The sequence below is a fragment of the Bacillus sp. URHA0034 genome, assembly GCF_056280405.1.
In genome coordinates, this window is sequence record NZ_JBWCDK010000002.1 from 5277760 (window position 1) to 5301916 (window position 24157).

The following is a 24157-nucleotide window of genomic DNA, read 5'->3' on the forward strand; positions in this document are numbered from 1 at the left end:
GTGCTGCGAGAAAAGAGGGTATGAAATGCAAACAGTAAGCAAAATAAATGGAGAAAGGCTCTATACTCGCATTATGGAGCTAGGGGAGATTGGTAAAAACCAACAAAATGGAGTCGAGAGACGTGCGTTAAGTAAGGAAGACAAGGAGGCTCATATTCTAGTATCCAGATGGATGAAAGAAGCGGGTCTCATCGTTTCGCATGATCATTTTGGGAATCTAATCGGACGTAAAGAGGGAACCAATCCTCAATTACCGGTGGTAATGATCGGCTCACATATCGACTCCGTTCGAAACGGAGGCAGGTTTGATGGAATCATTGGAGTCTTAGCTGGAATCGAAATTGCCCATGCGATTTCTCAGTCAAAACTCGACCATGAACATCCGATAGAAGTCGTCGCATTTTGTGAAGAGGAAGGTTCTAGATTTAATGATGGCCTGTTTGGAAGCAGAGGTATGGTTGGTAAAATAGCGAAAGAAGATTTTAATAAAGTCGATGAAAACGATATTACTAGATATGAAGCTCTTAAATCCTTTGGTTATGGCATCAATCCTGACTGTTTTGAAGAATCGATACGTACCCGTGGGGAGATTAAGTTATATTTAGAAATGCATATTGAACAGGGACCTTACTTAGATACAACCAATCAGTCTGTTGGCGTAGTCCAAGGGATTGCTGGTCCAGCATGGTATACCATTAAAGTACAAGGGGTGGCAGGCCATGCGGGAACGGTTCCGATGTCCCTAAGGAATGATCCGCTCGTAGGGACCGCAGAAGTGATCGTGGAAGTCAATAAGATTTGCAGCGGCGAGCGGGAACGGCAAACAGTTGGGACCGTGGGGATTATTGAGACCTACCCAGGCGGCAGTAATATCATCCCAAATGCAGTGGAGTTTTCACTTGATTTGCGAGATATCAACCTGGCACGACGAAACAGGGTCTTTAATCAGATAGAAACCAAACTGAATCAGATCTGTCAAGAAAGAGGCTTAACCTATACGATTAATTGTAATATGCAAGTCGACCCAGTCGAGTGTTCGGAAGAGGTTGTAGATACGTTAAGTGAGGTTTGTAAAACAAAAGGGTTGACCGCTCCAGTCATGGTCAGCGGTGCTGGACATGATGCGATGCTCTTAGCCGATATTACGGATATTGGAATGCTTTTTGTCCGTTGTCGGAAGGGAATTAGCCATAGCCCTGAGGAATGGGCGGAAATGGATGATATCGTAAATGGTACCGATGTCCTTTATGAAACCGTATTAAAGTATATATAAAATTCATTGCATGGCAGTCCATGGCTGCCATGCAAAGGAAATAGGATAAGACACAGCCGGAATATTTTGAAAATTCATTCAATATGTATAAAACTATCAATAGGAGGTAGTTCCATGAGTCAAGAAACAGAAAAGGGAATTAGTCTTACTGGTAAGGATATAATGCCCTCTACACCCAATGAAAGGAATATGTCAGCACTTGCTTATTTTATTCTATGGGTTGGGATCGCGGTTCAACTAGTTACTCCTATTACAGCAGCACAACTATATCCTGCCTTATCTCCAGCACAAATCATCATCGCTTGCATCTTAGGAAATTTAATCGTAGCCGTTCTTTTAACTCTGCTCGGAGATATAGGGGTCAGATATGGAATACCCTATGCAGTTTATATACGGGCCTGTTTTGGTTACCTAGGTACACATATTCCAGCTTTAATTAGAGCCATTCCTGCCATTTTTTGGTTCGGATTTCAAACCTGGATGGGGGCCTATGCCTTAAATACGATTATGGAAATGCTAACTGGATACTCCAATCTTACCTTACTGATTATCATCTTTGGTGCTGTACAAATTATTAATACTGCAATGGGCATGGAGGCAATTACCAAATTTGAGTGGTTGGCTTCACCAAGTATTCTTATTATCGGTATTATTCTGCAAGTGTATATCATGAAGGAAAATCATATTACTTTTGGTGTGATTTTTTCAAAAGCTGGAGAAGGCGGCATATCGCTCGGATATGGGGTAGTGGTCATGATGGGAACGTATATTACGATGGCTTTAAATGCGCCTGATTTTACTCGTTTTTTGAAAAATAAGTTTGATAGCAGGGAGACCCATTGGTGGAAAATCAATAAAGGCAGTTTTTGGGCTCATACTTTTGGCCTGATCGGCTCCATGCTGCTTTTTACGATTATTGGTTTAACCAGTGGTGTCGCGACAGGAACGTGGAATCCAATCGATGCCATGGTCCAAACCATGGGGAAGGATAATCCATTTCTATTAATTGTTTGTTTAGCATTTGTAATTTTAGCACAGTGGTCAACTAATATTAGTGCGAATCTTTTACCTCCAGGCTATATTATTGTCAATCTATTTCCTCGAAAAATTTCGTTTGCGAAGGGAGCAATTATTGCTGGTGTGATTGGTTTACTCATCCAGCCATGGAACTACGCAGATTATGTGCCACAGATTCTTTTAGCGATTACAGCCTCACTCGCACCAATAGTTGGGATCATGTTCACAGATTATTATTTACTGAGGAAGCGACAATTGAATATTGGTGAACTATATAAGGTGAATGGTCAATATAAGTATTGGAATAATGTGAATCCCGCAGCCATTATTAGTTATATTCCAGCCGGCCTCTCCGTCTTTCTTTTACCTGATTATGGATTTTTTACGGCACTGTTACTATCAGGGGTTCTTTACTATGGATTAATGAAATACTGGATATGTAAAATCTACGACCAGCCAGAAATAACAAACACTCCTGTCATTGTCCAAGAAGTAAATCAAAAACTATAAATGTTTTCAAGCTATTAATTCAAATTATAGGGGGACTGAGAATGAAAATTAAAGTGATTAATCCAAATACTACAATGGCGATGACAAAGGGTATTGAGCATGCGGCTAAGTCGGCTGCACGGCAGGACACTCAGATTCTATCTGTCAGCCCTAAAATGGGTCCTGTTTCAATTGAATCCTATTACGATGAGTATTTAAGCATTCCAGGAGTCCTTGAAGAGGTCATTAAAGGGGAAGAAGAGGGAGTAGATGCCTTTGTCATCGCATGTTATGGTGACCCAGGTTTACAAGCGGCTAGAGAAGTAACAGATAAACCTGTTGTAGGAATCGCAGAAGCGTCTGTTTACTTAGCCTCCATCCTAGCGGCAAGATTTTCCGTGGTAACCGTTTTACCAAGAATTAAAACGATGCTTGAAGAATTAGTGGATTCTTACGGCATGCATAAGCGTGTTGTGAATATTAGAACCACCCCTATGGGAGTATTGGATTTTGAAAGAGACCCAGAAGCGGGTATGGAATTACTGCGATTAGAGGGAAGAAAAGCGGTAGAGGAGGATCATGCTGAAGCCATACTGCTAGGATGTGCAGGCATGGCGGAATTTGCCGAAAGCCTTGAAAAAGAACTAGGTGTTCCTGTTATTGACGGTGTCGTAGCAGCTGTTAAGTTTGCGGAATCAATTGTTGATTTAGGAAAGAAAACTAGTAAACTAAAAACCTATAAATATCCTGAAAAGAAGGAGTATATCGGGAAGTTAGCTAGTTTCGGTTACGACTCAGTAAAGAAATAATCAAACTAGACCTTGATATTGGATGTTCCTTTAAAAAGAGCATCCTCTTTTTTAGTTAATTAAAAAAATGGGGGAGTTTTTTATGGCTAATTCTACCGATATTACATCTCATTCAAAGAGAGAATCACTGAACCCGGTTTCAAATGAAAATAGGTTATTTGGGCTAACCACCTATATTACGCTATGGATTTCATCCATGGTCGTGATTCAAATTTTTATGGTTGGGCAGTCATTCTTACCGCCTGCAGGAAAATTAAACCTGTTTCAGGCCGGTGTTGTTACGGTTATTTCCGCCTTGTTTATTGGTTACCTTTTTATCATAAACTCTCGTCCTGGGATCAAATATGGAATTCCCTTTATCGTTCAAGCAAGATCATCGTTCGGATACAATGGAGCCAGGATTGCCTCTTTGATAAGGGTATTACCGGCCGTATTTTGGTATGGAATCGGTTCATGGATTGGTGCATCAGCAACTGACTACATTACCGATACTATTTGGGGGTATAGCAATATCTGGTTATATTTCATTTTATTTCAGGTACTCCAAACAGCAATCGCTTATTTCGGTATGAACTCGATCAAATGGTTTGATTCACTCTTATCGGTGGTTGTTCTTGGATTTTTAATTTATATCACTGTACAGTTAATCAATGTAGGTGGATTAAAGATCGCAGATAATTGGAATACCACTGGTTCGTGGGGAATGCCATTTTTTGCAGCGATTACTGCATGTGTGGGTGTTTTAATTACGGCCATTATTAATAATGCTGACTTGGCAAGATATCTTGAGAATAAACCAGGCTATAACACAATTGGTCACTTTTTTGGAATTGTCCCAATGTTTATTATCATGCTCGTCATTGGAATCTTAGCCGCTGCAGCTACCGGAATATGGGATCCTGTCCAAGCAATTGTATCGGTCATTCCTAATCCTATTGTTGCAGTCGCAATGATGATTTTTATCGTTGTTGCACAGTTTACCAGTAATTTAACCATCAATATTAAACCACCCGCACTTGTACTGATGGAGACCTTTAACTTTACTTGGGGTTTGTCAGTCATCATTGTTGGAGTATTAAGTATAGTTACATTCCCATGGTTATTGATCACTAGCTCAGCTTTTAACACGTTCATCGCATTTTATTCAGCATTCCTTGGGCCTTTGCTTGGAATTTTAATTGCCGATTATTACTTCGTTCATAAGCAAAACTTTGATGTTCATGCTCTATATGAAAAAAATATTAAGTACAACTGGTTAGGATTAGGTTCACTTTTAATTGGCGGGATCATCGGTGTGTTTTTCTTATCCATTTCGTGGATGGTAAGCATGCCAATAAGTGCGGTTTTATATTGGGCAGGTTATAAAATTCTCCCTTCATATAAAACATCTAATAATGAAGTTGAAATAACATCCTAAGAAGTAAGTAAGTAATTATTTATATTTATGGGTATGCCCACTGGGTATATCCTTTTTTTATTTTTTATGTTGTTTTTCTATATAAACGAACATAGAACAACAAGTTCTGGAAAAAATGTATAAGATACGCTCGATTATATGAATGAGGTGACAACATGAATCCCTACATAGAGGTTAGACATGTCTCTAAGATTTTTGGTAATAATCCGAAAGCTGCCATTGATTTATTAAAACAAGGGAAGACCAAAAAGGAAATATTGCAAGCAACTGGACAGACGGTAGGGGTAAAAAATGTTTCCTTTGAAATTTATCCTGGTGAAATTTTTGTCATCATGGGTTTATCTGGAAGCGGGAAATCCACTTTAATCCGTATGTTTAACAGGCTGATTGATCCGACAATCGGTGAAATCTTGATTGAAAATGAAGATATCGTAAAGATGAATGACGCAAGGCTGAGGGAAGTAAGACAGAAAAAAATCAGCATGGTGTTTCAGAACTTTGCGTTGTTTCCTCATAAAACCATCCTAGAAAATACGGAATATGGTCTGGAAATTCAGAAGGTGCCGCCAGAACAGCGAAAAGAAAAAGCATTGCGAGCACTAGAAGTCGTCGGGTTAAAAGGGTATGAAAACCAGCTTCCTAAACAATTGAGCGGTGGTATGCAGCAAAGGGTGGGGTTAGCAAGGGCTCTAGCAAGTAACACCGCTGTCATACTGATGGACGAAGCATTCAGTGCGCTTGATCCCTTAATCCGGAAAGATATGCAGGATGAATTACTGGAGATTCAAGAAAAATACAAAAAAACAATTATTTTTATCACCCATGATTTAGATGAGGCGCTAAGAATTGGGGACCGAATTGCCTTAATGAAGGATGGCAGTGTCATTCAGCTGGGAACACCTGAACAAATTTTAATGAATCCGGCTAATGAATTTGTCGAGAAGTTTGTGGAAGATGTAAACTTATCGAAAATATTAACTGCCTCCCATGTCATGAAGCGGGCAGAAAAAATAGGGGTCGACCGCGGTCCGCGGGTGGCATTGGAAATCATGCGGAAACAGGGGTATTCCAGTGTATTTGTCGTGGATCGAAATCGAAAACTATTGGGAGCGATTACGGCTGAGCAAGCACGGCAGGCAATTGAACATAATCAAACGATTGCGGAAGTGATGACAACCGATATTCCAACGGTTCCCGGTGATACATTACTGACGGATCTTATGGATGTAATGGCAACAGCCAGTCTACCCATTTCAGTTATTGATACAAATAACCGTCTTGAAGGAATTGTTATTCGCGGGGCCGTCATTGGGGCTTTGGCAGGAAATAAAGATTCCTTGAACGATTTGGAGGGTGAATAAGATGAACGTTCCGAAAATCCCTTTAGGAGCTTGGGTAGATGTTCTAGTCAAATGGGTCACCGTTGTATTCGCCGGTTTTTTCACCTTGTTAACGACAGCCATCGAGGGATTGTTAACTATCATTGTTGATGTCCTAAGCGCGGGGCCTCCCATCCTATTAATCATCGTCCTAACACTGTTGGTAACCTACACTAGCAGGTGGCCATTAGGAGTATTTACGCTCCTGAGCTTACTTTTGATTGATAATCTCGGATATTGGGATTCCGGTATTCAAACGATTGCGATTGTTTTATTATCAGGATTAATCACGATTATTATCGGAGTTCCAGTTGGAATCTGGTGTGCTCAAAGAAAAACAGTCCAAAGAATTGTGACACCGATTCTAGACTTTATGCAGACAATGCCGGCATTTGTTTATTTAATTCCCTCTATCTTATTTTTTGGCATTGGTGTGGTACCTGGAATTATCGCTTCCTTTATTTTTGCGATTGCTCCAACGATTCGCATGACTAATTTGGGTATTCAAGAAGTCCCGAGAGACTTAATTGAAGCGGCAGATGCCTTTGGTTCGAGTAGCAGCCAAAAATTATTTAAGGTTCAATTACCGATCGCCACCCCAACGATTATGGCCGGGGTGAATCAAAGTATTATGCTTGCCCTCTCTATGGTGGTGACCGCTTCTTTAGTGGGAGCACCCGGACTGGGAGCGGATGTTTACCGGGCGGTCAGTCAAATTGACGTAGGACGAGGATTTGAAGCAGGATTATCGATCGTCTTTATCGCTGTCATTCTCGACCGGATTACGCAAAACTTACGGAAGCCAGCTTATGAGCATCTCATCAAGAAAAAAATCGTGTTTTCTATCGTTGCGTTGTTGGTTATTCTTACTGCGATTGTGACAGGTATCACCAAGCAAACGGCTGAGGATAAGAAAGGGAACGGCATTGGGGCGCAAACCGATTATCAAATTATCGGAATCGAACCTGGAGCAGGTATCATGTCTCAGGCGGGTAACGCACTAAAGGATTATCAACTGAAAGATTGGCAGGTAGTGGAAGGATCATCAGCCGCGATGGCAGCTGAATTGGATAAGGCTTATGGTCAGAAGAAACCGATAATTGTTACGGGCTGGGCACCACATTGGATGTTTTCCACTTATGAGTTGAAATTTCTTAAAGATCCAAACAAATCATTCGGGGCGGTAGAAGATATTCATACCATTGTAAGAAAAGGTCTCGAACAAGATGCGCCAGGTGCTTACACCATCCTTGATCAATTTTCATGGAAGCCAGCTGATATGGAAAAAGTAATGGTGGACATTAAAAAGGGGATGGACTCCGCTAAAGCAGCCGAAAAATGGATAAAGGCAAACGGAGATCAAGTGGCAAGATGGACCAATGGGGCTAAAGCAGGAAACGGGGAAACCGTTAATCTTGTTTATGTCGCATGGGACACAGAAATAGCTAGTACCAATGTGATTGGGAAGGTGTTAGAAGACAATGGCTATGAAGTGAAACTAAGTCAAGTCGAGGTGGGACCAATGTTTGCCGGTGTGGCTAATGGAAGCGCCGACGCTATGGTTGCTGGATGGCTGCCAAGTACCCATAAGAAATATTACGATCAATATAAAAACGATTTTCTAGATCTGGGAGCAAACCTCCATGGAACAAGGAATGGATTGGTTGTTCCGAAGTATATGGACATCGATTCTATTGGAGATTTGAAGTAGAAAACGGGGGCTATCCACTTACCCAAAAGAAAAAAGGAATTTGATCACGAATCAAATTCCTTTTTTCCTGCCTGTAGTTTTATTTAATTAAAGTCTTAAAATCCCCAGCTTTCTCCCACTGAATCGGTAAGCCCACGTAATTTTCAACGATCGTTCTTAATCCTGCCTCAGATGAGGTATAGTAATCTAGTTCTGCCAGCTGAACACCCCGTTCAAATGAATCAAACTTTGGATTAGTATGAAGAAGTCTGGTCATGAAATAGGAGAAACGTTCAGCCTTCCAAACACGACGAAGACAAATTTCTGAGTAACGATCCAGTATATCAGTACTCCCATTTTGATAAAACTCGGTAATGCCACGCGCCATGACTTTTACATCCGTAGCAGCAAGATTAAGTCCCTTGGCGCCTGTTGGCGGGACAGTATGAGCGGCATCACCTGCAATAAACAGGCGGCCATATTGCATCGTCTCACAAACGAAACTGCGCATTTGAAAAATTACTTTTGAATTAATAGGTCCATCTGGCACCTGCCAGCCGTCATTTGTTTTGGTACGTGCCGTTAATTCCGACCAAATTCGATCATCCGACCAATTGGCAATATCATCGAATGGGTCAACCTGAAGATAGTGACGCTGCAGGATAGGTGTCCGTGTGCTTAGCAAAGCAAAGCCTTGATCATGGTTCGCATAAATTAATTCATCTGCAGCAGGTGCAGAATCGGAGAGGATTCCTAGCCAACCATACTGATAAAAATGAACATGCTCTTTTCTATCAGGAATCGCAAGACGGCTGGGTCCATGATAGCCATCACATCCTGCAATGAAATCACAAACAAGCTCTTCGTCCATCCCATTTTTACGGTACCTTATTTTCGGTTGGTTTGAATCGATATCATGTAGTGTGACATCTTCCACGTCAAAGATAATGTCTTTGCCATTTTCATAGCGGGCATTGACTAGGTCGATTATCACTTCATGCTGTGGATAGACAACAACCTGCTTGCCGCCAGAATACCTTTTTAAATCAATATGGCGTCTTTGTCCACTGAATTGGAAGTAGTTGCCATTATGAAAATGACCTTCACGATCCATCCGGTCGCCAACCCCAATTTCTCTTAACATATCAATCGTTGTCTGTTCTAAAATACCAGCCTTTACCGTACCCTCGATATTATTTCTGGATTTACGCTCCAAAATAACAGAATCAATCCCTTGTAGGTGAAGAAGTTGTGCAAGAATAAGACCAGCAGGTCCAGCCCCGATAATCCCAACCTGTGTTTTCAATTTTTTCAGCTCCTTTAATTGAAAGCGTTTTATCTTTTTATAAAGATATAATATAATTAAAATATTCTGAATAGTAGTATTAACTTCTTATATACGGAACAAAATTGAATCTTTTGAGGTGATGGATATCATACCGACTAATAAAAAAACGTCAGTTTTACAATCGGTCCAGAATGGACTACAAATACTACAACTTTTTACAGTGGAAAAACCAGTTTGGGGAATGACAGAAATAGCCCATGCGCTTCAAATGAGTAAAAGTACTGTTAATAGGTTAATGGCCGATTTGGTAGAGGAGGGGTTTTTACAAAAAGAGGGCAAACAATACAGTCTTGGATTTTCGTTACTTGCTATTAGCGGCGTGATTACTTCCCATTTAGAAATCCACCGAGAATCGAAAGACGTATTAAAAAGATTAGTTGCCGAATTAGGGGAGACGGCTCATATTGCTATTTTAGAAGGAAAGGAAATAACATACGTCCATATAATAGAATGCAACAACCCGGTCCCGCTGTTATCTTCAATTGGAAAAAGAAACCCGATCACTTGTACAAGTTCTGGAAAAGTTTTATTAGCTTATCAGAAAAAGAATTTCATTGACCACATAATTAGGGCGGGACTTCCCCAAATGGGACCAAACAGCCCAACAGAACCCGAACAATTAACCGATCAATTAAGCCAAATAAAAAAACAGGGGGTTGCCATTTGTATCGATGAAATGCATGAGAATGTTGTGAGTATCGCTGCTCCAGTAAGGGACTATACGGAAGAGGTTGTAGCAGCGGTTAGTGTTGTGGGATCTCGGGTTCGAATTCAAGACGATAAATTAACTAGGTTTATAGAAAGTACCATAGAAGCAGCAAATGAACTATCAATAAGATTAGGATATATACCTGACAAGGAGTGGACGGTACATTGAGATACCCTGCTATGAATAGTTACCATTACTCATCTCTTAGAAATGCACTTCGTCTCCTTAATCTATTTTCCGTCGAAGAACCTGAATTACAATTAGAGGAGATTGCTCGCCAGTTAGAAATTGGGCAAAGCACGGCATATCGCTTAGTTCATACATTAATAATGGAAGGTTTTATAGTCAGGGATCCATCCGCTAAATCGTACCGTCTTGCTGCATCTGTATTGGCTTTGGGACATACGCTTATTAAAAAGGAAAATCTCTATCATTTGTCGATTGAAATTATTGAAAAACTAGCAGTGAGAACAGGTGAAACGGCCCATATTGGTATTTTGAAAGATTTACAGCTTCTGTATCTCCTTAAAATCGATAGTGCACATCCCGTCCATTTATTGTCGCATGCAGGGAAGAAAAATCCTCTTCATTGTACGAGTACTGGACAAGTATTGTTAGCCTGCCAAGAGATGTCCACTATCGAGCAAGTAACGGAGAGGGGACTAGTATCCTTTACATCAAAAACCATAACAGACTCGGTAAAGCTAAAGAATTTACTAGAAACAATCCGAACTACAGGATATGCGGTGAGTAAGGAAGAACTCCATGAAGGTGTTGTATCGATCGCCTGCCCTGTCAGGAATCGTAAAAACAAAACAATTGCCGCTGTTAGTATCGCAGGTCCGATTACTAGAATAAACGAGCGAACTATTCCCAAATTAATAAAACAAGTAAAGCAAGCGGCCGCTGAAGTGACAACGAGATTACAAAGTTGATTTATTTAAAAGGAGGGAAAACCAACGTATTGACTTGTAGCATTTTTAGCCTTACAATTAAATGAAATCGGTTTCATTCTTCCTTCTTGAATGCAATGAAATCATTAGCGATGGAGGAAAGTTATGAAAAAGGAAAATATAACAATATATGACATTGCTAAAGAAGCTAATGTGTCTCCAGCTACAGTTTCGAGAGTCTTAACTGGAAATGCAAAAGTGCGTCCACAGACCATGCGGAAAATAGTTGATGTAATCGAAAAATATAATTTTAGACCTAATAGTCTAGCAAGGAGCCTATTGCATAAGCAATCGAAAACGATTGGTTTTATCCTGCCAGACATCAATCATCCATTTTTTTCAACGCTGGTTCAAAAATGTGAAGCACATGCATTGGAATTAGGGTATACAACCTTTTTGTGCAATACGATGAACAACTCAGCTAATGAATCAAAATACCTGCAAAGTTTAGTAGAAAAACAAGTGGACGGGATCATCTATCTGGGTGGAAGAATTAATGATACGAACACCGATCGGGAATATGCCGAAGAAATGAAACAAGTGATGGAAAGAATCCCGGTTGTTTTTGTGAATGGTCAAATGACCGGGGTAGACGCCCATGTGGTTAGAACGGATGAAGAGGCAGGGATTGAAAAGCTTGTTGAGTTATTAGTAAATCTAAAACATAGAAAGATTGGTTTTCTTGGTGGATTGGAAGGAATAAGTTCAACGGACGTGAAAAAAAATGCGTTTGTTAAAGCGATGAAAACGAAAGGGTTAGCTGTCAACAACGATTGGGTTTTTGGTACTGGGTTTAATATTGAATCCGGTGAAGAAGTTGCTGCACAATTGCTCTATTTAAAAGAAAGGCCGACCGCGGTTATCTGTGCCAATGATTTAGTGGCAATCGGGATTATAAAGGTTCTTACTAAATTCGGGCTAAAAGTCCCTGATGACGTTTCCATTGTTGGGTTTGATGATATATATTTGGCACAACATTTCCCGCCGGGCATTACGTCCGTAAGCCAAAATTATGATCAGTTAGGTCAAACCGCTATTAATGTCTTAGTAGATTTAATTAATGAGAATGAAGCAGAGGAGGAAACAGTTGTTCCGACATCACTCGTATTAAGGGATTCTTGCAAATTATGTTCAGAATATTAAAATAATATATTGCACCCTACTAAATTTTAGAGTACGATAATAATGAAATGGGTTTCGTAAAGGGAGGAATATAAATTCATAGCAACTCATGTTGCTACAAGTGATCATTTATATTTCTTTATTTATATCTAATTTTGAAATGGGTTTCAAAAATAAAAATAGTATGGAAGAGAGGTAGTTTTATGCTCAAACAGCTGAATAAATATAGGTATACCCCACCTAAAAATGGGTATCCAGAGTGGAATAATAATCCCGAGATCTTTCAGTTAAACCGATTGGACGCTCATGCAACATTGATGCCGTACAAGACGGTTGAGGAAGCATTAAAAGGGGATCGAACCTCATCTCAATTTTATCAGTCCTTAAATGGAAACTGGAAATTCGCTTTTTATGAGAACCCTGACAAAAGAAATCAAACCTTTTTTCAAGAGGATTATGATGCTCGTGAATGGGATGAAATCAAGGTGCCTGGGCACTGGCAGCTACAGGGGTACGATTATCCTCAATATACAAATCTTCGATATCCTTGGGAAGGGAAAGAAGATATAAAGCCACCGTTTGCGCCAACAAAATATAATCCTGTTGGCCAGTATATTCGGAATTTCTCAATCCCAGAGGATTGGAAGGACAAACCGGTTTATATCAGCTTTCAAGGAGTGGAGTCAGCCTTTTATGTATGGGTGAATGGAGAACTTGTTGGCTATAGCGAGGATACCTTTACACCGGCAGAGTTTGATCTAACGCCTTACTTAATTGACGGGGAAAATAAATTAGCAGTAGAGGTGTATCGTTGGTGTGATGCGAGCTGGTTAGAGGACCAGGATTTTTGGAGATTGAGTGGGATCTTCCGTGATGTCTATCTGTATTCAACTCCAGAAGTTCACATAAATGATTTCTTTGTGAGTACAGAGTTGGATCAAGCGTATAAGGATGCTGAATTAAAAATCGAAGCAAAAATCAAAAATGTGTTTGAGCAGGCAGTAAATGGTTTTACGGTCGAAGCAATGCTTTATGACCAAGAAAATAATCCTGTTTTTGAGAACTCGCTTCAAATAATGGTGGACATGAATAATCGATCCTTACTTTCGATTAATGCTTCAACCAATGTAAAAAATCCGTTTAAATGGAGTGCAGAAAGTCCTTACCTTTATACACTCGTTTTTATTTTAAAAGATGAAAGCGGAATCATCCAAGAAACGGAAAGCTGTAAGGTTGGATTCCGAACATTTGAAATGAAAGACGGTCTCATGAAGATTAACGGCAGACGAATTGTCCTGAAAGGTGTAAACCGCCACGAGTTTGCATCGGATAAAGGGCGAGCCATTGGTTATGATGATATGATCAATGATATTAAACTAATGAAGCAGCATAATATTAATGCCGTCCGAACATCCCATTATCCGAATAATACCTTGTGGTATGAATTATGTGATCAATATGGATTGTATGTCATTGATGAAACAAACCTTGAAACTCACGGAACATGGAAGTATGGGCAAAAAGAGGAAGGCGACACAGTACCAGGAAGCAAGGCAGAATGGCGGGAGAACGTCCTTGATCGATGTAATTCCATGTTTCAACGAGATAAAAACCATCCTTCGATTATTATTTGGTCGCTTGGTAATGAGTCATTTGGCGGGGACAATTTCATTAAAATGCATGATTTATTAAAGAAGCATGATCCGACTAGAATTGTTCATTATGAAGGAATTTTTCATTACCGTAAATCAGAAGCAGCTTCAGATATTGAAAGCACCATGTATGTGAGTCCTGAAGGTGTTCAGAGATATGCTGAATATGCGGAGAACGCTGAAAATCCGAAACCGTACATTCTATGTGAGTATAGCCATGCGATGGGGAATTCTTGTGGAAACCTATATAAATATACAGACCTCTTCGAAAAATATCCTATTATACAAGGTGGATTTATCTGGGACTGGAAGGATCAGGCCTTACTAACAAAGACCACCGATGGTGTACCTTTCTTAGCATACGGCGGTGACTTTGGAGAAACCCCTCATGATGGGAATTTTTCAGGAAATGGGTTGATTTTTGCCGATGGTACGATTTCACCCAAGATTATCGAGGTGAAAAAGTGCTATCAGAATGTTCGTTTTACAGCCAAAAATCTTGACGAGGGTCTAGTTGAGGTGGTAAATAACTATTTGTTCACAGATCTTCAAGAGTACGAACTAGTATGGCAGCTAGCAGAAAATGGTGTGTTCATCCAAAAGGGAACTACAGAAATAAAGGTAGAACCAAGCTCCTCTCAAACAATTAAACTAGCTTACTCTCTTCCAGAAGTCAGTAAACAGTCACTTGAATACATTTTAACGGTTAGCTTACAGTTGAAAAATAACACCATGTGGGCTCAGAGGGGTCATGAAGTTGCTTTTGAACAATTTGCGATTCCAACAGTGAAAGCAACATCAGTAAGTCTCCCTGTCGACTTCCCTACATTAGAAGTTCACAAGGAGGAAAAGTTTGTAACGATAAAGGGTGACAGCTTTGAGGTTCTCTTCAATACAACCAATGGAGCTCTTGAGTCCTATCGATTCAATGGTGTTCCTCTACTTGAGAATGAGTTAGGGCTAAATTTTTGGCGGGCGATGACAGATAACGACCGTGGGAATAAATTGCATGAACGCAGCTCTGTATGGAGAGAAGCGGGGATGAATAAAGTTCTTACCTCCTTTTTAGTTGATAATAAAAGTTCTTCGACAACTGTCGTTACGACCGAATACAATTTGTTAACAACATTGTCATCTTGCAAGATGGTTTATACCATTACGGGTGACGGAGAAATACTAGTAGACTATCAGTTAAATCCGGGGAACGACCTGCCTGAGTTACCGGAGATTGGGATGATGGCATCATTAGATGGCTCGTTTGACACCATCACTTGGTATGGAAAAGGCCCGTATGAAAATTATTGGGATAAAGAAAAAGGCGCAAAAATTGGATTATATTCTGGCAGAGTAAAAGATCAATATGTTCCATATTTAAGACCGCAGGAATGCGGCAATAAAACGGGCGTAAGATGGGCTGTGCTATCCAATCAACAGGGGGCAGGGTTAAAGATATCCGGGAGCCCTACAGTTGAAGTCAATGCCTTGCCATATACTCCATTTGAACTTGAAGAACATGATCACGGATATAAATTACCGCCTAGCACTAAGACGGTCGTACGGATTAATTATAAACAAATGGGTGTAGGGGGAGATGATAGCTGGGGGCAAAAAACACATCCTGAATTCACGCTTTTTGCCAATCGATGCTACTCTTATACATTCAAACTAAAGGGGATTAATCTAAGGGATTTATAACTCTTGTTAAATGCTGTTTTTTTCAATGTGGTTGGAAGAATTGCTTAGGAACCTCCTGACTTGAAGTTGGTATGTTCCCTTGAATTAGTTAGCCTTAATCCAAGGGAACATATGCCTAACAGCTACAAAATAATTCTGAAACCCATTTCTAGAGATGTGATATCAAAGGAAGACTTAATTGCATTTAAATAATTTAAATTTTTAAAATAATAGAAATAATCAAAATAACGGTATTTACTTTTAATGGCACCAGTAATATAATCTAACTATAGTAACCGCTTTCAATCCAAGCAATTAAAGGATACTGCGTTGTTTTGAATAAGTAACGGTTGTGGTTTACTAGTAAATGAAACCCGTTTCATCGTTCTCCCATGTCAATACATAAATAAAAAAGTGACTTAAAAATTTGTAGAAACTTATGAAACCCATTTCAATATCCCTGTTGATTTGTAGTATGGAAATAGAGTAGTAATCTACTAGACCAACTTATCGCTTCCTTTTTTTAAGATCTGCTGCTTTCGAGTCAAAATTATGTTGTTTAGGGGGGATTTATTTGAAGACCATCACTGTACAATCACAGACACCAATTGTTGAAAAACAAACAAAAACAAAAGAATCGGCATTTAAAAGAATGTGGAAGAATCGAACTCTACTTATTATGTGTTTGCCTGCTATTATTTTCTTTGCTGTCTTTGCTTATCTGCCAATGCCGGGACTATATCTTGCGTTTGTTAACTATGATTATTCCCTTGGAATTTTTAAAAGCGCTTTCGTAGGATTTGATAATTTTCGCTTTTTGGTCATGACTGGAGATTTATGGAAGTTAACCTTTAATACGATTGCTTATAATTTAGTTTTCATCGTTCTTGGTAATTTTCTACAAATTGCCGTAGCCATCATGCTTAACGAACTGAAAAACAAATGGTTCAAAAAAGTATCTCAAACGATTATGTTTCTACCCCACTTTATTTCCGCCGTTCTCGTTGGACTTTTAGCGTATAACATCCTTAGTTACGATTATGGTTTATTAAACTCATTCTTAAAAATGCTCGGCTTGGATCCAGTACAAACTTATTCTAATCCGCATATTTGGCCTTATATTATTGTCATTACATTCCTATGGCAATCCACAGGTTATGGATCAATCGTTTACTTTGCTGCCATTATGGGTCTAGATAAATCCATTTTAGAGGCTGCAGAAATCGATGGGGCTAATGCTTTCCAGCGTATTCGATATATCATTATTCCTTGGCTTAAACCAACTTTCATCATTTTATTATTGTTCTCTTTAGGTGGAGTTTTAAAAGGAAATTTCGGTTTGTTTTATAACTTGGTTGGGGCAAATAATACCATGCTCTATCCTACGACTGATATTATTGAAACCTATGTGTTCCGAACATTGATGACGAATTTCAACTTCTCGTTAGGAAGTGCGGTAAGTTTATATCAATCTTTCTTTGGCCTCGTTATTGTCCTAGTAGCTAACTGGATTATTAAAAAGGTTTCACCAGATAACTCATTATTCTAAAGGAGGGACGTATTTATGGAAAATACGGCCAGACGAAATATAGATATGTCTACTATCATGGTTCGTATTATTGGATATGGTTTTATAGGTGTTTTTGCTCTATCTTGTCTTTTGCCCTTTATCTTGATCATATCGTCTTCACTCTCAACAGAGAAGGCTATTATGGACCATGGATTTTCTTTATGGCCTAAAGAGTTTTCAACATTTGCCTATGAGATTGTTTTCCAGAATCCAAGACTTGTCATTGGATCCTATATCGTAACGTTGGGTATTACGATTGTCGGGACTGCGTTAGGTTTGTTTATTGTAGCTATGACAGGTTATGCCCTGCAGCGTCAGGATTTCTTGTATCGTAATAAGATTTCATTTTATATCTACTTCACAACCCTTTTTTCAGGTGGGCTTGTCCCGTTTTATCTATTAATTACGCAGTTTCTGCATCTTAAAGATAATTACTTGGCTGTACTGCTGCCAGGATTGCTGAGTCCTTTTCTTATTATTATGATGAAATCCTTCACAAAGTCGATTCCACACGAGATTACGGAATCTGCGAAGATTGATGGTGCAGGGGATTTCACCATTTTTTTAAGAATTATTCTACCTATGTCTACGCCAGCGTTGGCGACAATCGGACTATTCATTGCTCTAGGGTATTGGAATGAATGGTATAATTCCATGCTTTTCCTGTCACCTAATATGGAATATAGGCCGCTGCAGCTGTTTCTTTATAACGTAATCACAAGTGCTGATTTCATTAGGAATTCAGCAGCATCCTCCAATGTGCCGCCACAAGACGTACCGTTGGAATCTATGAAAATGGCAACAGCCGTTGTAGCTACTGGACCGGTTATTCTATTTTATCCGTTTGTACAAAAGTACTTTATTACAGGGATTACAGTTGGTGCAGTGAAGGGGTAATCGAGTATGACCGGGGATCTTTCCTCGTATCATAGAGAGTAAATTTTAAAAATTTAAGGGGGACATAGAATGTTTAAGTTGAAAAAAATCCTGGCACTGGTCATGATCATGATACTGACCTTCAGCCTTGCAGCCTGTAGCGGTTCAAGTAAAACCAGTTCAGGAAACGCAGGAACAAAGGTAGACAAAAATGGGAAAATTGACACCTCTAAACCTGTGACCGTTACGATGATGGTGTTGGGGGATAAACCAACGAATGGACAAGTAGAAAAAGTATTGGAAAAAGTGAATGCTAAATTAAAAGAAAAAGTAAACGCTACGATTCAATTAAAATGGATTGAATGGGCCGATTATACGACAAAATATAATCTAACTCTAGCTTCTGGTGAACCTGTTGATTTAGTCATCACAGCGACTGACTGGTTAGATGCATGGGGAAATGCACAAAAAGGTGCATTCATGGATCTTACGAATCTTCTTCCGACCTATGCACCAAAGACATGGGCAGAGGTTCCTAAAGCAGATTGGGAGGAATCAAAGTATAAGGGAAAAATTGTCATGATTCCCGAGGACCAATATACGCAATGGGTTAACCACGGATTCTTCTATCGTACAGACTGGGCAAAAGAATTTGGAATCAATGAACATATTAGCGATTTTGAAACAATGGGTAAATACTTCCAAGGTGTTAAAGACAAGAAACCAGGTGTTATTCCTTGGGATGCACAAGGAACAAACGTGACGACTGCATGGGGATATGTAACTTCTTATTCAGATGCAATTGAACTGCCAATCACTACAGGAGTATTCCCGATTTACTGGGCTAAATCCCATGATGAAAAGTATAACGTGATGAGTCCTATTTTCACGGAAACTTTTGTAGATTATGCAAAAATGATGAAACAATGGGGAGATGCTGGATATTGGCGTAAGGACGTTTTGAACTATAAAGGTGATACCAGAGCTGAATTCCAAGCAGGAAAAACAGGTGCTGACCAGCATCATACCCAAACATTCTCAGGTCTTCGCCCACAAATGGACGTGAAACAACCAGGTTCAGCAATCGATATGTTTGCTTGGTCTGATACACGAAACAACTTAATTTCAACATCGATTACACATGGTGCGATGGCTGTTGGAGCTCATAGTAAAAATCCTGAGCGTGCTCTAATGGTATACGACTTAATTCGAAACGATCAGGAACTTTATCGATTATGGAGCTACGGCATTGAAGGTGTACAATACGAAATTAAAGACGGAAAACGGGTTCAACCTGAAGGTTATGATGACACAAAAGATTCATTCTCTACTAACTTCTGGGGCGGCCGTATGGACAAGTACGAAATCCCAAGTGCCGACTCATATGATGGGATTTCTGAGATTTACGCAAAGTACGATAAAATTAAGAAGCCTTATCCGTATGGACGATTTGTGTTTGATAGTACCCCTGTACAAGCTGAAATTTCTGCTCTATCACAAGTGACTGCCCAAATGGTACCAGCCATTGCATTTGGTAAAGCAGGCGATCCAGAAAAGGCTGTAAAAGATTTCCGTAAGAGATTAAAAGATGCAGGTTATGATAAGGTTCTAAAAGAAATCCAAAAACAAATGGATGCATATAAAAAACAAGTAGAAGGTAAGTAATGAGAGATTGAGTGTAAAGGATAAAAAGGGCTATCATCTCTGTTTGATAGCCCTTTACCTATCAGTCTGCCATTTATTAAAAATAAGTATATAGCTAAGGGGTGTAAGCTTTTTATGGTAAATGTAGTATCTCAAGAATGGAACTTGTCTGTTAAAAGTAGAATGTTTAACTTTGATTGGAAATTCTTAAAAGGTGACCAGCCTAATGCATGGAACATTCAGTTTGATGATTCAAGTTGGCGTACATTAGACCTGCCGCATGATTGGAGTATTGAAGGTCCTTTTAAGAAGGAATATGCCAGTTCGACAGGGTATTTACCAGGAGGAATTGGCTGGTACCGGAAGAAATTTATCGTACCTGACAGTTTAAAAGGAAAGAGAATCGTTATTCAATTTGATGGGATCTATAAAAATAGCGAAGTATGGATTAATGGACAATTTCTTGGTAAAAGGCCCTATGGATACAGTTCATTTCATTATGACTTAACCCCCTATGTAAACTTCGAAGCACAAGAAAATGTGATTGCGGTGAAAGTCGATCACACAGATTTTGCTGATTCTCGGTGGTATCCGGGTTCTGGTATTTATCGAAATGTCTCTATCCATTTGACTGATCAGCTGTATATCAAGCCATATGGTATTTTTGTCACCACTCCGAACATTTCAGCATCAGAAGCAGAAATCCAAATTCAAACAAGTGTCAAAAATGAATATCATAATGAAACCAAATTCCAAATTGAACATCAAATTAGAGATGCTGCCGGCAAAGAAATCATCGCTTGTTCATCTGTGGAGACCCTAGCTGCTAATGGTGAACAAGACTTTTCTCATTCTATTTGTCTAGAACAGCCAAATCTCTGGTCACCGGAAAATCCATATTTATACCGTGTGGAAACGAAGGTAAAAAAAGATGGTGAAGTGATTGATGTTGAAACGATCCCGCTTGGCGTTCGATATTTTCATTTCGATGTAAATTCAGGATTTTATCTTAATGGACAGAACCTTAAAATGAAAGGTGTTTGCCTCCATCATGACGCAGGCTGTCTTGGAGCGGCTGTTCCTGAAAAGGTCTGGCATCGACGGTTGCAGCTACTAAAAGAAGCTGGTGTAAATGCAATCAGAATGAGCCATAATCCACCTGCACCCGAGTTGCTAGATATGTGTGATTTTTATGGTTTTTTAGTCCAAGATGAAGCTTTTGATGAGTGGGAATATCCAAAGAACAAGTGGGTGGAGGGTTGGAATAAAGGTGAACCATCACTTGACGGATACGCTTCCGACTTTACGGAATGGGCAGAGACCGATTTGAGGGATATGATTTTAAGAGACCGAAACCATCCGTCGATTGTTTTCTGGAGTATTGGGAATGAAATAGATTATCCAAATGATCCCTATTCACATCCAGTCCTCGAAGATCGGTACAAAGCGGAAAGACCTGAAGCAAAGGGAATGGGTGAGATCGCGAAAAGGCTGGCAAAGGTTGTCAAACAATATGATCCAACGCGGCCTGTGACTGCAGCTCTAGCAAGTGTGAGTATGTCAAATGAAACGGAATTCCCAGATGCACTGGACGTGGTTGGTTATAACTATCAAGAGTTTTTATATCATGAAGACCATAAAAAATACCCTAATCGGGTGATTTATGGAAGTGAAAACGGAAGGGATCACGAGGCATGGCTTGCTGTTGAAAAAAATGACTTTATTTCAGGACAGTTTATCTGGACGGGGATTGACTATTTAGGAGAAGCCCGTGGCTGGCCGCTTCGCCACGCTACACCAGGATTACTCGACCTTGCCGGTTTCAAAAAACCTTTATACTTTTTTAAACAAAGTGAATGGTCTGAAAAGGATATGGTCCATTTAGGATTGACTTCTATTAAGGAAGAAGATCCTGGTCGAATTTATTGGGATCATGAAGTAGTCTGCCAATGGAAAGGGATTGAAGGAGAAACAGTAAGGGTAGCTTGTTGTACCAATTGCCCTGAAGTGGACCTATTAGTAAATGGAGTATCTGTTGGCTTGAAAAAACGGGAGGACTTCCCAGGTGGAACGATCTATTGGGACATTCCTTACGAAAAGGGTACGTTAAAGGCAGTAGGTAAAAGAAATGGAGAAAATTGTTGTTCACACGAACTAAAGACTGCTGGTGAGCCAACAAAGTTACAGGTACATGCGGATACACTTGTTCTTAAAACTGACAAACAGGATGTGGCACATGTAGAAGTTAATATCCTTGATCAAGACGAAACCATTGTTTATGACGCAGAAAATCAAATAGATTGCGAGATTGAGGGACCTGGTCAGATTATCGGAATGGAATGCAGTAACCCTGCCAGCCATCAGGACTATAAAGCAAATTATAGAAATGCCTATCATGGGAAAGTATTGATTTATGTGAAGTCTACTGGGCAACCGGGGACGATTACATTAAAAACTTCTTCTGTTGGTTTGGAAGGTTCATCTGTAGAAATAAAGGTTGATTAAAAGTAAGAAATTATTTGTTAGGAGATGCATACATGCCGTATAACACTGCTTCCGATCCATCTAACCCTAGGAAGGGGCACCGACTCAGAGATATTCCGGCCCACGACCCGTTTGTCGTGTCCCATAAAGAAACTAATACTTACTATTTATATACTACCGGTATTCCAGAGTTAACAGATTTAGAGAGAAATGGAGTATTAGCTTATAAAAGTAAAGATTTATTAGACTGGGAGGGACCTTATGTAGTTTTTGAGGTCCCGGACGGAACATGGGCACATCCACAGCATGGCACTTGGGCACCAGAGGTTCACGAATATCAGGGAAAGTATTATTTATTCGTGACCCTCCATAATAGAGATACAATCTTTGCAGAGCCACCGGAAGTTTGGCACACCAATCATCTTCGTGGTACAAGTATTGCCGTATCTGATTCGCCAGACGGCCCGTTTGAATTACTAAAAACGGATGGGCCAGTGCCGCCTAAAGACTTTATGACATTGGATGGAACCTTATATGTGGATGAGGATAACAAGCCATGGATGGTCTATTGTCATGAATGGATCCAGGTAATCGATGGTACGTTTGAAGCCCTTCCACTTAAAACTGATTTATCTGCAGCAGATGGTGATCCACAACATCTCTTTAAAGCTTCAGATGCCCCATGGATTAATGTGGAACGAAAACCTGATGTAAAGCCTAGCGTTTATGTATCTGATGGCTGTCAATTATATCGAACAAAGGATGGTCACCTTGTGATGCTGTGGTCAAGCTACAACAAGGAAGGCTATGTCCAAACGATGGCTAGATCTCGGTCTGGTAAGCTAGAAGGACCTTGGGAGCAACTGGATCCGTTAGTTGTTGGTGATAGTGGACATGGGATGCTGTTCAAAACATTTGAAGGGGACTGGATGCTTATTCTTCATCATCCATTCAGTACACCTGAATCACGGGCAAAGATTTATGAAGTAGAGGAAACGGAGGATCGCTTTAAGGTTATTAAGCCCAGAGTGGATCTTCATGATTAAATAGAATACGGTCAAATGAAAAGTCCTCTCAAATGAGAGGACTTTTTATTTGGTTACTCGCTATCAACCGCTACTAAATTTTTCAGAATCTAGTAATTTTGTCTTATCCGCCACTAAAACAGCTGCATGCGTCACTTATTGACGTCATCCGCCAGTTACTTACATACATGCGCCATTAAATTAATGGACGCTTTTAACAAGTTAACGCACACGATCCGCAACCAACCTAACTTTCCATCATAGAACTTTCGACTGAAGCCTTTTGTTCCATTTGAACAATCCTTGTAAATACTTTATAGTAGGCAAAGAATCCTAGAAAAGAGATAACCGCTCCGCTGAAAAATGGCAGTAGAAAGGTTATTTTCATTAAACTTATATATAGAATAATCATACTGATAATGGCAATCCCAAACGAGAGTAATGGGCTGGCAATCGATAAAATGAACACACTCTTTAATGCTTGTCCAAGTCTCGTTTCTGTATGAACGGTATGAGCAAAAAAGAAAAGAGTAATGATGAAGAGCCAAACCATAAGGAATAGAAATAGATAACTGCCAAGGTAAATCCGGGAATGAAAATAATAATAATCAACGCCAACAATCGCCCAAAGAACGGTAAGAATTAATCCCCCCACAAGACTCCTCTTATAATTTTCCTTATAATATTTCCAAAAGAATCGAAAAATTGGCACTTCTTCGTGCATGACCCATTTTCTGACAATACCAAACATAGCTGTTGTTGCCGGATATAAAATAAATGGCGCCAGCACCGCAATGGTTATAATCAACATGGCAATTTGCGACATCTCTTTGACAATAAATAAAGATAATACGAGGTATGCGATTGGGAAGTTAAATAGAACCCATAAGAGATTTGTACCCGCAAGCTTTGCAATCCATTCAAGAAGGGGATTTATACGTTCTACGATATTATTCATTTGTATCAACTCCAGACCTTTGATGTTGAGAGCTAGTTAGATAGATTAATGTTTATGTAAACACTTTC

At 39.7% G+C, this 24157-nt stretch carries 17 protein-coding genes; 15 read left to right on the top strand and 2 right to left on the bottom strand.

The genetic code is table 11. The annotated features are described in order from the left end of the window. Positions 1 to 25 precede the first annotated feature (25 nt). The 6 genes from ACZ9EE_RS27730 to ACZ9EE_RS27755 all read left to right on the top strand — a co-directional run bounded on the left by ACZ9EE_RS27730 (position 26) and on the right by ACZ9EE_RS27755 (position 8095). Positions 26 to 1273: a hydantoinase/carbamoylase family amidase gene (locus ACZ9EE_RS27730; protein ID WP_476031779.1), complete on the top strand. Its 1248-nt coding sequence runs from the start codon at positions 26 to 28 to the stop codon at positions 1271 to 1273. Positions 1274 to 1387: 114 nt separating this feature from the next. Further along, positions 1388 to 2800 (top strand): NCS1 family nucleobase:cation symporter, encoded by a 1413-nt coding sequence (ncs1, locus tag ACZ9EE_RS27735; RefSeq protein WP_476031780.1) that lies wholly within the window; start codon positions 1388 to 1390, stop codon positions 2798 to 2800. A gap of 41 nt (positions 2801 to 2841) precedes the next feature. Then, positions 2842 to 3588, top strand: coding sequence for an aspartate/glutamate racemase family protein (locus tag ACZ9EE_RS27740; RefSeq protein ID WP_476031781.1), 747 nt, complete (start codon positions 2842 to 2844; stop codon positions 3586 to 3588). 82 nt (positions 3589 to 3670) lie between these two features. Continuing rightward, positions 3671 to 5005: an NCS1 family transporter gene (locus tag ACZ9EE_RS27745; protein ID WP_476031782.1), complete on the top strand. Its 1335-nt coding sequence runs from the start codon at positions 3671 to 3673 to the stop codon at positions 5003 to 5005. Positions 5006 to 5160: 155 nt separating this feature from the next. Continuing rightward, positions 5161 to 6366, top strand: a complete 1206-nt coding sequence (locus ACZ9EE_RS27750; RefSeq protein ID WP_476031783.1) for a quaternary amine ABC transporter ATP-binding protein — start codon at positions 5161 to 5163, stop codon at positions 6364 to 6366. 1 nt (position 6367) lies between these two features. After that, a complete protein-coding gene (locus ACZ9EE_RS27755) occupies positions 6368 to 8095 on the top strand; it encodes a glycine betaine ABC transporter substrate-binding protein (protein WP_476031784.1) in 1728 nt (575 codons plus the stop codon). A 79-nt stretch (positions 8096 to 8174) separates the two neighbouring features. Here the strand turns inward: ACZ9EE_RS27755 and ACZ9EE_RS27760 are convergent, their stop codons facing one another. Further along, positions 8175 to 9380 (bottom strand): 4-hydroxybenzoate 3-monooxygenase, encoded by a 1206-nt coding sequence (locus ACZ9EE_RS27760; RefSeq protein WP_476031785.1) that lies wholly within the window; start codon positions 9378 to 9380, stop codon positions 8175 to 8177. A 121-nt stretch (positions 9381 to 9501) separates the two neighbouring features. Between ACZ9EE_RS27760 and ACZ9EE_RS27765 the strand changes: the two genes are divergently transcribed. From ACZ9EE_RS27765 to ACZ9EE_RS27805, 9 genes are all read left to right on the top strand, one after another. Further along, entirely contained in the window at positions 9502 to 10299 is a 798-nt protein-coding gene (locus ACZ9EE_RS27765; protein WP_476033125.1) for an IclR family transcriptional regulator, read from the top strand. Next, positions 10296 to 11066 (top strand): IclR family transcriptional regulator, encoded by a 771-nt coding sequence (locus ACZ9EE_RS27770; RefSeq protein WP_476031786.1) that lies wholly within the window; start codon positions 10296 to 10298, stop codon positions 11064 to 11066. Before ACZ9EE_RS27765 ends, ACZ9EE_RS27770 begins: the two co-directional genes overlap by 4 nt. Before the next feature lie 123 nt (positions 11067 to 11189). Further along, entirely contained in the window at positions 11190 to 12227 is a 1038-nt protein-coding gene (locus tag ACZ9EE_RS27775) for a LacI family DNA-binding transcriptional regulator (protein ID WP_476031787.1), read from the top strand. Between the two features lie 182 nt (positions 12228 to 12409). Next, complete coding sequence (lacZ, locus tag ACZ9EE_RS27780; RefSeq protein ID WP_476031788.1) at positions 12410 to 15553, top strand: beta-galactosidase, LacZ type; 3144 nt, start codon at positions 12410 to 12412, stop codon at positions 15551 to 15553. A 631-nt stretch (positions 15554 to 16184) separates the two neighbouring features. Beyond that, positions 16185 to 17081: an ABC transporter permease gene (locus ACZ9EE_RS27785; RefSeq protein ID WP_476033126.1), complete on the top strand. Its 897-nt coding sequence runs from the start codon at positions 16185 to 16187 to the stop codon at positions 17079 to 17081. 15 nt (positions 17082 to 17096) lie between these two features. Beyond that, positions 17097 to 17999 (top strand): carbohydrate ABC transporter permease, encoded by a 903-nt coding sequence (locus ACZ9EE_RS27790; protein ID WP_476031790.1) that lies wholly within the window; start codon positions 17097 to 17099, stop codon positions 17997 to 17999. 69 nt (positions 18000 to 18068) lie between these two features. Continuing rightward, the gene (locus ACZ9EE_RS27795) at positions 18069 to 19643 is read left to right on the top strand and encodes an extracellular solute-binding protein (protein ID WP_476031791.1); all 1575 of its coding nucleotides are present in this window, start codon (positions 18069 to 18071) and stop codon (positions 19641 to 19643) included. Between the two features lie 114 nt (positions 19644 to 19757). Beyond that, a complete protein-coding gene (locus tag ACZ9EE_RS27800) occupies positions 19758 to 22127 on the top strand; it encodes a glycoside hydrolase family 2 TIM barrel-domain containing protein (RefSeq protein ID WP_476031793.1) in 2370 nt (789 codons plus the stop codon). Positions 22128 to 22159: 32 nt separating this feature from the next. Next, positions 22160 to 23152: a glycoside hydrolase family 43 protein gene (locus tag ACZ9EE_RS27805; RefSeq protein WP_476031794.1), complete on the top strand. Its 993-nt coding sequence runs from the start codon at positions 22160 to 22162 to the stop codon at positions 23150 to 23152. A gap of 226 nt (positions 23153 to 23378) precedes the next feature. On the opposite strand, the gene ACZ9EE_RS27810 is transcribed toward ACZ9EE_RS27805, so the two are convergent. After that, entirely contained in the window at positions 23379 to 24089 is a 711-nt protein-coding gene (locus ACZ9EE_RS27810) for a YesL family protein (protein WP_476031796.1), read from the bottom strand. Positions 24090 to 24157 lie beyond the last annotated feature (68 nt).